Origin of the sequence: Bradyrhizobium manausense, from assembly GCF_018130615.1 — a bacterium.
In the GTDB taxonomy this organism is placed as follows: domain Bacteria; phylum Pseudomonadota; class Alphaproteobacteria; order Rhizobiales; family Xanthobacteraceae; genus Bradyrhizobium; species Bradyrhizobium manausense_A.
In genome coordinates, this window is the sequence record NZ_JAFCKB010000010.1 from 88,076 (window position 1) to 100,774 (window position 12,699).

The 12,699-nt window shown below is 65.5% G+C and carries 15 protein-coding genes; 9 read left to right on the forward strand and 6 right to left on the reverse strand.

Annotation, left to right across the window (positions count from 1 at the left end; translation table 11 throughout):
• Positions 1–9: 9 nt before the first annotated feature.
• Entirely contained in the window at positions 10–1,152 is a 1,143-nt protein-coding gene (locus tag JQ587_RS20150) for a helix-turn-helix transcriptional regulator (RefSeq protein ID WP_212426381.1), read from the forward strand.
• Between the two features lie 23 nt (positions 1,153–1,175).
• Here the strand turns inward: JQ587_RS20150 and JQ587_RS20155 are convergent, their stop codons facing one another.
• From JQ587_RS20155 to madL, 3 genes are read right to left on the reverse strand one after another with little or no spacing between them, the layout of a single operon-like run.
• A complete protein-coding gene (locus tag JQ587_RS20155; protein ID WP_212426382.1) occupies positions 1,176–1,892 on the reverse strand; it encodes a GntR family transcriptional regulator in 717 nt (238 codons plus the stop codon).
• Positions 1,893–2,657: a malonate transporter subunit MadM gene (gene madM / locus JQ587_RS20160; protein WP_212298516.1), complete on the reverse strand. Its 765-nt coding sequence runs from the start codon at positions 2,655–2,657 to the stop codon at positions 1,893–1,895. It abuts the gene before it with no gap.
• Positions 2,654–3,088 carry a malonate transporter subunit MadL gene (gene madL / locus JQ587_RS20165; protein WP_212298517.1) on the reverse strand — a complete coding sequence of 145 codons (435 nt, stop codon included), beginning with the start codon at positions 3,086–3,088 and terminating at the stop codon, positions 2,654–2,656. The genes madM and madL overlap by 4 nt, the downstream gene beginning before the upstream one ends.
• A 194-nt stretch (positions 3,089–3,282) precedes the next feature.
• Between madL and mdcA the strand changes: the two genes are divergently transcribed.
• Genes mdcA through JQ587_RS20205 form a run of 8 tightly spaced genes read left to right on the forward strand, consistent with a single transcriptional unit; the run spans position 3,283 to position 9,830 of the window.
• The gene (mdcA, locus tag JQ587_RS20170; RefSeq protein WP_212426383.1) at positions 3,283–4,929 is read left to right on the forward strand and encodes a malonate decarboxylase subunit alpha; all 1,647 of its coding nucleotides are present in this window, start codon (positions 3,283–3,285) and stop codon (positions 4,927–4,929) included.
• Between the two features lie 7 nt (positions 4,930–4,936).
• Complete coding sequence (gene mdcC / locus JQ587_RS20175; protein WP_212426384.1) at positions 4,937–5,254, forward strand: malonate decarboxylase acyl carrier protein; 318 nt, start codon at positions 4,937–4,939, stop codon at positions 5,252–5,254.
• Complete coding sequence (locus tag JQ587_RS20180) at positions 5,251–6,165, forward strand: biotin-independent malonate decarboxylase subunit beta (protein WP_212426385.1); 915 nt, start codon at positions 5,251–5,253, stop codon at positions 6,163–6,165. The genes mdcC and JQ587_RS20180 overlap by 4 nt, the downstream gene beginning before the upstream one ends.
• Positions 6,152–6,892, forward strand: coding sequence for a biotin-independent malonate decarboxylase subunit gamma (gene mdcE, locus JQ587_RS20185; RefSeq protein ID WP_212426386.1), 741 nt, complete (start codon positions 6,152–6,154; stop codon positions 6,890–6,892). Before JQ587_RS20180 ends, mdcE begins: the two co-directional genes overlap by 14 nt.
• Positions 6,885–7,532 carry a malonate decarboxylase holo-[acyl-carrier-protein] synthase gene (gene mdcG, locus JQ587_RS20190; RefSeq protein ID WP_212426387.1) on the forward strand — a complete coding sequence of 216 codons (648 nt, stop codon included), beginning with the start codon at positions 6,885–6,887 and terminating at the stop codon, positions 7,530–7,532. Before mdcE ends, mdcG begins: the two co-directional genes overlap by 8 nt.
• A complete protein-coding gene (gene mdcB, locus JQ587_RS20195; RefSeq protein ID WP_212426388.1) occupies positions 7,529–8,383 on the forward strand; it encodes a triphosphoribosyl-dephospho-CoA synthase MdcB in 855 nt (284 codons plus the stop codon). The genes mdcG and mdcB overlap by 4 nt, the downstream gene beginning before the upstream one ends.
• A complete protein-coding gene (locus JQ587_RS20200; protein WP_212426389.1) occupies positions 8,377–9,297 on the forward strand; it encodes an acyltransferase domain-containing protein in 921 nt (306 codons plus the stop codon). The genes mdcB and JQ587_RS20200 overlap by 7 nt, the downstream gene beginning before the upstream one ends.
• Before the next feature lie 59 nt (positions 9,298–9,356).
• Positions 9,357–9,830 (forward strand): hypothetical protein, encoded by a 474-nt coding sequence (locus tag JQ587_RS20205; protein ID WP_212426390.1) that lies wholly within the window; start codon positions 9,357–9,359, stop codon positions 9,828–9,830.
• On the opposite strand, the gene JQ587_RS20210 is transcribed toward JQ587_RS20205, so the two are convergent.
• From JQ587_RS20210 to JQ587_RS20220, 3 genes are read right to left on the reverse strand one after another with little or no spacing between them, the layout of a single operon-like run.
• A complete protein-coding gene (locus tag JQ587_RS20210) occupies positions 9,827–10,666 on the reverse strand; it encodes a bifunctional allantoicase/(S)-ureidoglycine aminohydrolase (protein ID WP_212426391.1) in 840 nt (279 codons plus the stop codon). The genes JQ587_RS20205 and JQ587_RS20210 overlap by 4 nt on opposite strands.
• Before the next feature lie 51 nt (positions 10,667–10,717).
• Entirely contained in the window at positions 10,718–11,227 is a 510-nt protein-coding gene (locus tag JQ587_RS20215) for an ureidoglycolate lyase (protein ID WP_212426392.1), read from the reverse strand.
• Positions 11,228–11,251: 24 nt separating this feature from the next.
• Positions 11,252–12,586, reverse strand: a complete 1,335-nt coding sequence (locus JQ587_RS20220; RefSeq protein WP_212426393.1) for a C4-dicarboxylate transporter DctA — start codon at positions 12,584–12,586, stop codon at positions 11,252–11,254.
• Between the last annotated feature and the right edge of the window lie 113 nt (positions 12,587–12,699).

Consider the following 12,699-nt stretch of genomic DNA (forward strand, 5'->3'; position numbering starts at 1 on the left):
TGGTTTGGAATGCAGCAGGCTTCGGTCGAAAGGTTTTCGTACCTCATCGGCGGCATCTATGATTGCGTGCTCGCACCTGAACGCTGGGCCGACATCCTGAACGAGATATGCGCGGAGTTCGGCTTTGCCACCGGCGCGCTTTCGGTGGCCAGCCTCACCAACATGAAAGCCGTCGTCAATGCGGTCTCCGGCTCCGACCTGACCGAGATGACCCGGAATGCGATCGGCTATGGGGCCGACATCATCGAGCTCTGGGGCGGTGCCGAGCGTATCCGGCAATACCCGCTCGGCGAACCCATCGTTCAATCCCAGGCGGTCCGGCAGGAGATCATTTCCGGCAATCGCTATTATCGCGAATGGGCCCTGCCCAAGGGCCTGTTCGACGCCGTTGCCGTCGGTCTCGTGCGCGACAGAATGATGGTCGGAAATGCGATCTTCAGCCAGCACGAATCCGCCGGCGCCATCGACGATGCGCAGGTCAACGGATTGCGCCTTCTCGCGCCCCACATCCGCCGCGCCGTGACCATCAGCAACCTGTTCGACATGAAGACGGTGGAAGCCACGACATTCGCCGCGACCATGGAGGCTCTGACCGTCGGCGTCGTCCTCGCGGACGAGGAGTCGAGGATCGTTCACAGCAACGCCGCCGCCACCGCGATGCTCGCAGCCGGCGATCCGATCACGACCCGACATGGCCGGATCGCGGTTGAGTCCGCGACGACGAGCGCCACATTGCAGTCGGCCGTCGCACAAGCCGCAAGGGACGAGGCCGCACTCGGCCAGAAAGGCATTGGCATCGCGGTCCCTCGCCCGAACGGCGCCCCTCTCGTCATCCACGTCCTGCCGCTGCGACGCGGCCACATGCGAGCCCGCCTGGCCCAGCGCGCCGCCGCGGCGCTGTTCGTGGCGTCGGCCTCGGGACCGCCGCAGATGTCTCACGTCGCCCTCAACCAGCTCTACGATTTGACGCCGGCCGAGATCCGCATCTTCGAGCTCATCTGCGAGGGACATACACGCGACGCGATCTCAGGGCTGCTCGGCGTGTCCGTCGCCACCGTGAAAACCCATCTGCTTCATGTGTTCGAGAAGACGGGATGCCGCCGCCAGGTCGATCTGGTCAGGCTGGCGAAATCGCTGACGTTCCCGCTATGACGCACGGGTCGGACGGCGCGGCATCAAACGTCGTCGGGCTCAGGCGACTGAACCGACCTGACGCGGTCTTCGATGTAACGCCGCAGCGCCGCCGCGGCGTTCAGCATATGCGCACGCATCCGGCGTGAGGCGGTCTCGCCGTCGCCCTCGGCGATCGCCTGCATGATGGCATCATGCTCGTCGCGGGACTTGCGAATGCGATCGCCCTGCCGCAATTGCGTGCGGCGGAAGGCACTCAACCGCGCACGCACGTCCTGGGCCTGCTCGGCCATGAACGAGTTGTGCGTCGCGCTGTAGATGCATTCGTGGAACACCCGGTTGAAGGCATCGTAGGCATCGACGTCACTGGCCTCGACCATCGCCCGCGAACCTTCGTGCAGCTCGATCAGGCGGCTGCGCTCGAGCGGCGTCATGCGATAGGTCGCGAGGCGGACGCACATGGCTTCCACCTCTGCGCTGGTCTCGAACATGTCCATGATCCGCTCGGGCGTCATCCGCGCCACCACGACCCCGCGACGCCCACGCACCTCGACCAGTCCGCTGACGACGAGCTGCCGCAGCGCCTCCCGCACCGGCGTGCGGGAAGCCCCGAAGCGATCGGCAAGCTGCTGCTCTTCCAGAGCCGAACCGGCGACGAGCGCACCGGACGCGATCTCGTCCGTGAGCGCATTGCGGATGCGATCGGAGAGGAGGCCGCCATCTTCTTCTGCTTCGGCTGCGACTTTGAACAGACCTGCCATTCAGCTTCCTATGATTGCGCGCACCGTGAAGTAGAGAATGGACGGTGCGGCCAGGCATCCCAACCCGGTATGAAACGTCGCGGTCAATGCGCCGTAAGGCACCAGACGCCGATCGGTTGCCGCAAGACCTCCGGAAACGCCACTGACCGTCCCCATCAAGCCGCCGAACACCATTGCGCTGCGCGGATTGTCGAGGCCTATCATCTTCGCGACGAAGGGCGTACCGATCATCACGATCACCGCCTTGAATACACCGGTCGCGATCGAGAGCGCAATGACCGGCGACGACGCGCCGATCGCGGCCCCCGTGACCGGACCGACGATGTAGGTGACCGCACCCGCGCCGATCGTCGTGAGCGATTCGGCATCAGTGTAGCCAAAGGCTGCGGCAACGAGAACGCCCAGAATGAACGGAACGACCGTTCCCAGTCCGAGCGCGACCGCACCGATCAATCCGGCCTTGCGCGCATGGATGACATCGACCTCGAAGGCGGTGGCGACGATGGCGAAATCCCGCAGCATCGCGCCGCCCATCAGGCCGATCCCGGTCAGCGCCGGCAGGTCGGCGACGCCCTTTTCGCCGCCGGTGGCAAGCCCGCCGAAAAAGGCCAGCACGAGACCCAGCATGATCGCGATCGCCGAGCCGTGGATGCGCCCGAAGGTGAGGTATTTCGAGATCGCACCCGAGATCCACATCAGGATCCCGACGGCGGCGAACGCCGTGATCAGCGCATTGGCGGCGAGAACGTGAGAGATCATAGTCATCCAACCCTCCCGGATTTGAAGTGGGGCACATTCGCCTCGATCGCCTCTCGGGCCTCGATCTCGTCCATGGTCTCGACGCGGCCACTGAGCCGGCCGATCAAGGCCACCATCGTGAAACACACCGCGACCGCGCCTAGCCCCGCAATGACGACAATCGGACCGCCTTTCGCCGCGGCGACGACGTTCTGCTGCGCGGCCATGGCGACCACGATCGGAATGTAGAAGCTGCCCCAGAACTCGACGCCGGTGTTGAGCCCGCGGCTGAGCAGGCCGTGCCGCACCAGCCAGAGCCGGGCGGCGATCAAGAACATCATCGCAATGCCGACGCCGCCGACATTGGCCTTCACACCGAGGGCAACGCCGAGCAGGTCCCCAAGCAGGCCCCCCAGCAGCGTGCAGATCGCAAGCAGAGCTACGCCTGAAATGGTCACGGGCGCCTCCCCTCTGTGAGCGGGGCGCGAGTCCCCGGATACGGGCCTTCTGCATGCATTCGCATCATAAATTCCCTCCTGTGTATGCGAATATCCATCGCTTATGGGTTTACGTATACACTAATTGACATTCGAAGGCAATACGCATACATTCGACGCCATCGAAGACCAACCTCGCATGCCAGGGAGCCGAAATGAGCGATTGGGGTATGCAAAAGGCCGCCCTAGGCGAACGCCTCGCGGCCGGCCGACAGCACGCCAGGGGGAAGGTCGTCCCGATTCCCGACCTCCCCGCATTTCTGAAGGGGGTGATCCGGTCAGGCGACCGGGTGTGCCTGGAGGGCGATAATCAAAAGCAGGCCGACATGCTCGCCTCGGCGCTCGCGAACCTCGACCCCCGGGATGTCCATGACCTGCACATGGTGCAATCAGGCGTGGTCCTGCCCTCCCACCTCGACATCTTCGAGAAGGGCATCGCGCGGCGGCTCGACTTCTCCTATTCCGGCCCGCAATCGGCGCGCATCGCGCGCATGCTGTTCGGCGGCAAGATCGAGCTCGGCGCCGTCCATACCTATCTCGAGCTATTCGCCCGCTACTTCATCGACCTCACGCCGAACGTCGCGCTGATCGCGGCGGTGAGCGCCGACAAGGACGGCAATCTCTATACGGGGCCGAACACCGAGGACACGCCGACGGTGGTCGAGGCGACGAGCTACAAGAACGGTCTCGTCGTGGCGCAGGTCACCGAGATCGTCGACAAGGTGCCACGCGTGGATATCCCTGGCGACCTCGTGCATTTCGTGGTCGAGGCTGGCCGTCCCTTCTATGTCGAGCCGCTGTTTACCCGCGACCCCGCCGCCATCACCGAGACCCAGATCCTGACGGCGATGCTCGCCATCAAGGGCATCTACGCACCCTACGGTGTGCGCCGGCTCAATCACGGCATCGGCTTCAACACCGCCGCGATCGAGCTGCTGCTGCCGACCTATGGCGAGAAGCTCGGCCTCAAGGACAAGGTCTGCACGCACTTTGCGCTCAACCCGCATCCCACGATGATTCCGGCGATCGAGGCCGGCTGGGTCGAGCAGATCCATTGTTTTGGATCGGAAGTCGGCATGGAGGATTACGTCGCGGCGCGCTCCGATGTGTTCTTCACCGGCCCCGACGGCTCGCTGCGATCCAACCGCGCCTTCTGCCAGACCGCAGGCCTCTATGCCTGCGACATGTTCATCGGATCGACGCTCCAGATCGATCTCGAAGGCCACAGCTCGACAGTGACGACCAGCCGCATCGCCGGCTTTGGTGGCGCCCCCAACATGGGCTCCGATCCGCGCGGCCGCCGCCATCCGAGCGAACCCTGGCTCAAGGCCGGCGCCGAGGCCGACCCTGATACCAACGCAGCGCTGCGCCGCGGCCGCAAGCTGGTGGTGCAGATCGGCGAGACCTTTGGCGATCGCAACACGCCTCTGTTCGTCGAGCGGCTCGATGCGCTCGATCTGGCCGAGGAGCTCAAGCTCGATCTCGCGCCTGTCATGGTCTACTCGGACGACGTGACCCACATCGTCACCGAAGAAGGCATCGCCAACCTGCTGATGTGCCGCAGCAAGGACGAGCGCGAGCAGGCCATCCGCGGCGTTGCCGGCTACACCGACATCGGCCGCGCGCGTGATGCAAAACTGATCGAGCAGCTCCGGCAGCGTGGCGTGATCCAGCGCCCTGAAGATCTCGGCATCGATCCGCTCGACGCCGACCGCAACCTGCTCGCGGCCCGCTCGATCAAGGATCTCATGCTGGCGTCCGGCGGTCTTTATCGTCCGCCCAGCCGCTTCCGCAATTGGTGAGGTTTGCATGGAAAAGCTCAGCTTCAGACTGACTGCCCCACGAAGTGCCGGCGGCACCCGCGCGCAGGCGATCGTCGGCGTGGTTGCCTCCGGCAATCTCGAAGTGCTGCTGGAACGGTCCCCGCCGGCCGACACCTGCACAATCGACATCGCCACCGCCGCGCACGGGTTCGGCGCGGTGTGGGACGCCGTGGTCCGCGACTTCGTCACACGTCGCCCTGCCGGCGGCTTGCGCATCTCCATCAATGACGGCGGCGCGCGGCCTGACACGGTCGCGCTGCGGCTTGCCCAGGGCGTTCGCAAGATCGAGGAGCCGGAACGATGACAGCTGCGACCTGCAATGACGTCTCGCTGAGCTGGTACGAGGCCAGCGCCCGGCAGCGCATCGACGCGCTGGTCGATGCCGGCAGCTTCTGCGAATTCATCGGACCGGAGTTGCGCGAGATCAGCCCGCATCTGGCGATCTTCGACCTACCCGAGCAGTTCGACGACGGCATCGTCGTCGGCCGCGGCCGGCTGGACGGCAAAGCCGTTCTCCTCGCCGCGCAGGAGGGGCGCTTCATGGGCGGCGCCTTCGGTGAAGTCCACGGCGCCAAGCTCACCGGGCTCTTGCGAGCGGCGCGCGCGCTCAGCCAAGACGTGCTGATCTTGTTCGACACCGGCGGTGTGCGGCTGCAGGAGGCCAATGCCGGCGAGCTCGCGATCGCGGAGATCATGCGCGCGGTGATCGAGGCGCGCCGCGCCGGCGTCAACGTCGTCGGCCTGATTGGGGGCCGCGCCGGCTGCTATGGCGGCGGCAGCCTGATCGCCGGCACCTGCTCGAAGGTGATTATCTCCGAACAGGGCCGGCTCAGCGTCAGCGGCCCCGAAGTGATCGAGACCAACAGGGGCATCGAGGAATTCGACTCGCGCGACCGCGCGCTAGTCTGGCGCACGATGGGCGGCAAGCACCGCTTCCTGATCGGCGGCGCCGATGCGTTCGTCGACGACGAGGCGCTGGCGTTTCGACAATCCGCGATCGTCGCGCTCAAGATCAGCCCAGGATGTGACGTCGCGGTTCTCGCAGCCGAACAGGCGCGTCTGGAGCGACGGTTGCAGCGCTTTGGCGAAGTCGAGGATGCCGTCGAGATCTGGCAGACGCTTGGCATCGACCAGCCGACCGAGATCCCCGCACGTCCGACCGGCGCGTTCCTTCGCGCGGCCAATAACAGGGAGAGCGCCGATGACGCTCGATGACATCCTGGCCGGCCTTTTCCCGAACGGCAGTAGCATCGAAACCTCGGGCGCGATGATCTCCGGGCAGGCGGTGCTGTCCGGCGGCGGACCAATCCACGTGCTCGGCATCACGCAAGGCCAGCCGCTCGGCGTGGACGAAGCCATCGTGCTCGCGGGACGCCTCATCGAGATCGTCAAATCGGGCAATCGCGCGCCGATCCTGATCCTGGTGGATTCTGCCAGCCAGCGCATGAGCAAGCGCGACGAGCTGCTCGGCCTCAGCGAGTATTTGTCGCATCTCGCCAAGACGCTGCTGCTGGCCGAAGCCGAGGGGCATCACACCATCGGCCTGCTCTATGGCGGCAGCGCCGCCGGCGCATTCATCGCTACTGCGCTCGCCACCGGCACGCTGGTCGCGCTGCCCGGCGCCCATCCTGCGGTGATGGATCTGCCATCGATGGCGCGGGTCACCAAGCTGCCGATCGATGTGCTGAAGGCGAAGGCCGAAGCAACGCCGGTGTTCGCGCCCGGGCTCGACAACATGGTGCGGACAGGCGGCATTGATGTCGTCTGGGACGCAGGCGCGCCCCTCGCGCCGCAGCTTGCCGCCGTGCTGCAACGACCGCAAGGACAGGACGATCGCAGCCGGCTCGGCGCCGCGCGCGGCGGCCGGCGCAAGGCGCTCGAGATCGCCGATCGTGTTGTCGCACTCGCAACGGCATCCCATCAGGACGCGCGACATGGCTGACACTCTCGCGCGCCACAGCATGGTGAAGGCGTCGGCGTCCGGATGGAGCGCCGTGATGAACCGCTATCCCGAGCTCGCCAGCGAGCCGATCGTCGCAGGCTGGGTCGGTGCCGGCCATCCGCTCATCGTTCGCCGGCCAGCTTGCAGCGACGTCGCCGGAATGATTCCGCTCGGCCTGCCGCTGCCGGCCAGCCACGGCAAACGGCGCATTGCGATCTCGCTCGCCGCCGCCGATATCGTCGCATCCGCCCCGCCCCCCTTGCTGGCCGACGCCGCAGCAGCAGCGCCTGCGCATTGGCGCACGACGATAGACCTGCTGCTTCAACTTCTGCCGGAGACCCGCACGTTCGGCAGCTTGGCCTGGCAGCATCTCACCGGCCTTCCCTACCTTACCGAGGGTTCGGACCTCGATCTGCTCTGGCCGCTGTCGGCAGCAACGCAAACGGAGACCCTGCCGTCCGCCATCGCCGCGATTGCCAGGCAAGCGCCAATGCGGTTGGACGGCGAGATCACGGGTCCCGCCGGCGGCGCGCAATGGCGTGAGCTGATCGGCAATGACGAGGACGAAGTTCTCGTGAAAGGTCCGACCGGTGTCGCGAGCACGACGCGCGCGGCCTTTCTGTCCGGAGCCGCGTCATGAACCTTGCCCTGAGATGGCAAGCGGCGCCGCAACGCGCATTCGATGCTGAGCAGCTCGGCCGTCTCGCCTCGCTCTGCCTGACGCTCGAGGTCGAGACCTATCCGAAGCCGGGGCTGGTCAGCCATGTCGACAACGGTGCGCATCGCGACATGGATGCCGCGCTGCTGCGCCGGAGCGCCGACACGCTGGCACCATTCTTCAGCGAACTCGCCGCCGCAGGCGCCGAGGGCGCCGGCATGGGCCGGTTGCGCGCGATCGGAGTTGCGGCGGAACGTGCGATGCTGGCGGCGACCTCAGGCGTGAACACGCATCGCGGCGCGATCTTCGGACTGGGCCTGCTCTGCGCCGCGGCCGGCTATCGCGGCGCACTCGGCATCCGCAAGCCGCTCGGCGAACTGGTGTCGCAACGTTGGGGCAACGCCATCCTCGACGGCCCGATATCCCTGCGCAGCCATGGCGCCGTGGCATCACGGCGCTACGGCGCCGGCGGCGCCCGGGCGGAAGCCGCTTGCGGCTTTCCCTCCGTCTATAATGTCGCCGTTCCCGCGCTGCATGCGGCGCGGCAGCTCGCGGCTCATGATGAGGAGGCGGTCCGGGTCCAGACCTGCATGGCGCTGATCGCCGAGGTCGCCGACACCAATCTGCTGCACCGGGGTGGAGCCGATGGATTGCACTTCGCACAAGCCAGCGCATCCGCATTTCTTGCCGCGGGCGGAATCGGCCGCCCAGGCTGGCATGATCGCGCAACCGGCATTCACCGGGCTTTCGTCGCGCGCAATCTCAGTCCGGGCGGCTCGGCAGATCTGCTTGCCATGGCCCTGTTCGTCGATCGGTTTGAATCCGGATGCTAGCACTGCTCTGCGGCGGTCAGGGGACCCTCTCGGACAAGATCCTTGATCTGGTCTCGGAGAACCCTGTCGCGGAGCCGATCTTCATGGCGGCAACAGCTTGTCTCGGTGAAGACCCGCGCGAGCTCGTTAGGACGCGCGGCACGGACGAGCTGGCCGCCAACCGTGTCAGCCAGATCCTGACCGTCACATCGGCCCTCGCGATCCACGCCTGCATTGCCGATCTGCTGACCGGACCAACCGTCGTCACTGGCTACAGCGTCGGCGAAATGGCAGCCTGGAGCGTTGCGGGAATATGGACTGCCGACGAAGCCTTGCGGCTAACAGCTATTCGCGCGCGATTGATGGATAGCGTGCCCGGTCCGGACGGACGGCTCGGCTATGTCCGCGGGCTCGAACGGCCAACACTCGAAACGCTGCTTGCAAAGCATAGCTGCGAGATCGCGATCAGGAACCCCGATCTCCTTTACGTGGTTGGCGGCACGGAGCGGGACGTGATCAATCTCTGCCACGAGGCATCAACGCAGCGCGCCGCGCGCGCCGGCCTTCTCGCCGTCAAGATCGCCTCTCACACGTCGCGGCTCGCGCCCGCCTGTGAGCCCCTGCAGCAGGCGCTCGCGGCAAGCACATTCGCCCCTGTCGCAGACCGGAAAATCCTCCTCGCCGGAGATGGCGGCGAACGCATCTTCTCCGTGCCGGATGCAATGGCAAGGCTCGCAAGCCAGGTCGCACGCGAGATCGGCTGGGCGGCGACACTGGAGGCTCTTGCGGAGCAAGGCGTCGATCGTGTCCTGGACCTCGGTCCAGGACACGCGCTGGCCGAGATGATGCAAGGCGCCGCTCCGTCGATCCACTGCTACGCCGCCGACGGATTCCGCAGCGTCGAGGGCTTGCGCAACTGGATTGCGTCCGGATAAGGCGCCAGGTGAACCTCGCGGTCACCGACCGACACCAACGCAGCATGATTTCTCACCTGATGATCATCGCCCTCGGCTTCCGGCTAACCGGAGCCTTGCTTGGCGTCGCAGCCGTCGCCGCGCTGATCGATTTTGCCGACACCGCAATGACGCTGCGCCGATTGCCGGCGGATACCAGCGCGCCGGTGGATGTCGGCACCTATGGCCTTGCCGGACTGCTGCACAACGGCGCGCGCGGCGCCGGCAAGGTCCTGTCCGCGCTGCTCACCGGCCCCGGTTTCTGGGTCGTCGTCATCCTGGCGATTGCGGCGGTCGCGGCGCTGTTGTTCGCCATCCTGCTCTACCTCGTCGGGCGCGGAATCGGTCACCACGCCAATTGGGCCCGCATCATCGCCATCATGATGAGCATCGGCCTCGCGACCGCGTCCTGTGCGATCCTCGCCGCACTGCGCGGCGATCAGGCGCCGGTGGCGATCGCGCCGATCGCGCTGTCGCTCTACACGTTATGGGCCCTGATCTGGCGCTTTGACTAGACCAGCGGCGCGCCCTGCCGCAGATTCATGTGCCGGTTGACGTCCTTGTAGAGAAGATAGCGGAACCGGCCGGGGCCGCCTGCGTAGCAGGCCTGCGGGCAGAACGCGCGCAGCCACATATAATCTCCGGCCTCGACCTCCACCCAATCGCGATTGAGACGGTAGACCGCCTTGCCCTCGAGCACATACAGCCCGTGCTCCATGACGTGCGTCTCCATAAAGGGGATCGTTCCCCCCGGTTCGAGCGTCACGATGTTGACGTGCATGTCATGGCGCATGTCGGCGGGATCGACAAAGCGCGTGGTGGCCCACCGCCCCTCGGTATCAGGCATCGGCACCGGCGCAATCGAACCTTCGTGGGCCACGATCGGCTCGGGATCGGCCAAACCCGGCACACGCTGGTACAGCTTGCGGATCCAGTGAAGCTGGGTCGGCGCCGCCCCGCGATTGCGAAGGCTCCACTCGCAACCCGACGGCACATAGGCAAAGCTGCCGGCCTTCAGCTCCGTTTCCTTGCCCACCAGCTTGAGAGTGACCTGCCCGCCCACGACGAACAGCACACCCTCGGCGTTCTCATCGGGCTCGGGCTTTTCACTTCCCCCGGCCGGCGCGATGTCCATCAGATAGTGGGAGAACGTCTCGGCAAAGCCGGAGAGCGGGCGTGCCAGCACCCAGACGCGCGTATTGTCCCAATGCGGCAGGTAACTCGTGACGATATCGCGCTGCACGTTGCCCGGAATGACGGCGTATGCGGTCGTGAAGACCGCCCGGCCGCTCAGAAGATCCGTCTGCGGCGGAAGGCCGCCCTGCGGCACGTGATAAGTTCGCGATGACATCTTTGCGCCTCGTGAGGTTACCGGTGCGATGGGTCAGCAGTAGCCCACGGATTACGCTCCGGAACGGTGATCCGGCATCAGATCGAGCTGCATCGTCTCGTCCAGCCAATATTCTTCGAGATTATTCCCCTCGCCCTTGCGGTCGACCACAAGAAACGGGCTTGCCTCCTTGCGAACCAGAAGCGGGTGGTGCCAGCAGTTGCGGGCATAGTTGACCCCCTGATGCCCCGTCGCCGCGAACGCCCGATAGCTAGCAGCATTGCGCGGGTCCATGCAAACCACGACCAGCCAGTCCACGCCATTGAGCGGCATGAACAGCTGGCTTCCGAGCGGATGGCGCTCCATCAGGCGGATTGCGATCGGCGCGGGGCGCACCGAGGCGACAAACCAGCTGATGTTGACCTGTCCGCCCTCCGCGGCGACGTCGATATTGGCAAGCTCGTTAAAGCGGCTGGCATAGCCCTGGTTGATCGACAGGGGTATTGCCCCTTCCGTTTCGACGACGTCCCCGAACGGTGCGAACGCCTGCTTCGTCAGGAGTTCGATCGAAAGTGTCGCCATCGCCAACCTCACATGCGTCCACGTTCAAAGCGTCTGCAAACCCGCGACGGGAGCATCCGCACCCGCGGCATCGGCCTGCAGAGATTCGCCTGAAGGAACCATCTCGCCATCCAGGATACGACGGGCCTTCGCGCGATCAAGGTCGCCTTCCCATGAGGCGACGACGACCGTCGCAACGCAGTTTCCGACATAATTGCCGAGCGCGCGAGCGATACCAATGAACCAGTCCACCGACAAGATCAGCACCAGCCCGATCGCTGGGATGGCCGGTATAGCCGACAGCGTCGCGGCGAGGACGACAATGGCCGAGCCCGGGACGCCGTGAGCCCCCTTGGAGGTGAGCAGCGCGACGCCGAGGATCGCCAGCAGGTCTCCCATGGCAAGCGGGGTATTGGTCGCCTGTGCAATGAAGACCGCCGCCAGGGTCAGGTAGATCGAGAACGCATCCAGGTTGAACGAATACCCGGTCGGGATGACGAGGCCGACCGTCGATCGCTTGATCCCGAGCAGTTCGAGCTTGCGCATGGTCTGCGGCAGCACGCTGTCGCCCGCGGCGGTGCCGAGCACGATCATTAGTTCCTCGCGCAGATAGGCCAGCAGCTTGAACAGGCTGAAGCCGGACAGGCGCATGATCGCGCCGAGAACGACCACCACGAAGAGGATGACGGCCAGGTAGAACAGGCCGACGAGGCCGCCGAGCTGCTTGAGCGAACCGATGCCGTACTTCCCGACGGTGAACGCGATCGCACCGAAGACGCCGATCGGGGCGAGCCGGACCACGAAATTCATCATCTTGAAGATGATCTCGTTGACGCGCTCGATGAAATCGACGACCGGCTTTGCGCGCTCGCCGCACAATGACACGGCGCAGCCGAACATGATCGAGACGATCAGCACCTGCAGGACGTCGCCGGAGCTGAAGGCGCCCACGATCGTGCCGGGAATCAGCTTCATCAGGAACTCGGAGACGCCGCCGCCGGCGACCTGGGCCGCGGTCTGGCTGAATCCGCTGAGCGCCTTGGCATCCAGCGTGCTGGGATCGATGTTCATGCCGGCGCCGGGCTGGAAATAATAGGCCAGCGCAATGCCGAACATCAGGGCGACGGTGGTGACGATCTCGAAATAGAGCAGCGCGCGGATGCCGACCCTTCCGACCTTCGACAGGTCCCCGGCCGCTGAAATTCCCTGCACCACGACGCAGAACACGATTACGGGCACCAGCATCTTGATGAGCTTGATGAAGCCGTCACCGAGCGGCTTCATCTGCAATGCTGTGCCCGGATAGGCCATGCCGAGGGCAATGCCGAGCGCGAGTGCGACGACGACCTGGAAGAAGAGTGACTTGAAGATCCTGGGCATGGTTTTCCTCGCTCGCTGGGGCTTGTGTCTGTCTGGCTTGGTCGGCTTTGAGCCTTTCGCCATTTCTTGTCGTTGGCGGCGACATGGCGCCGCTGCGTCCGGAGCCATCCGCC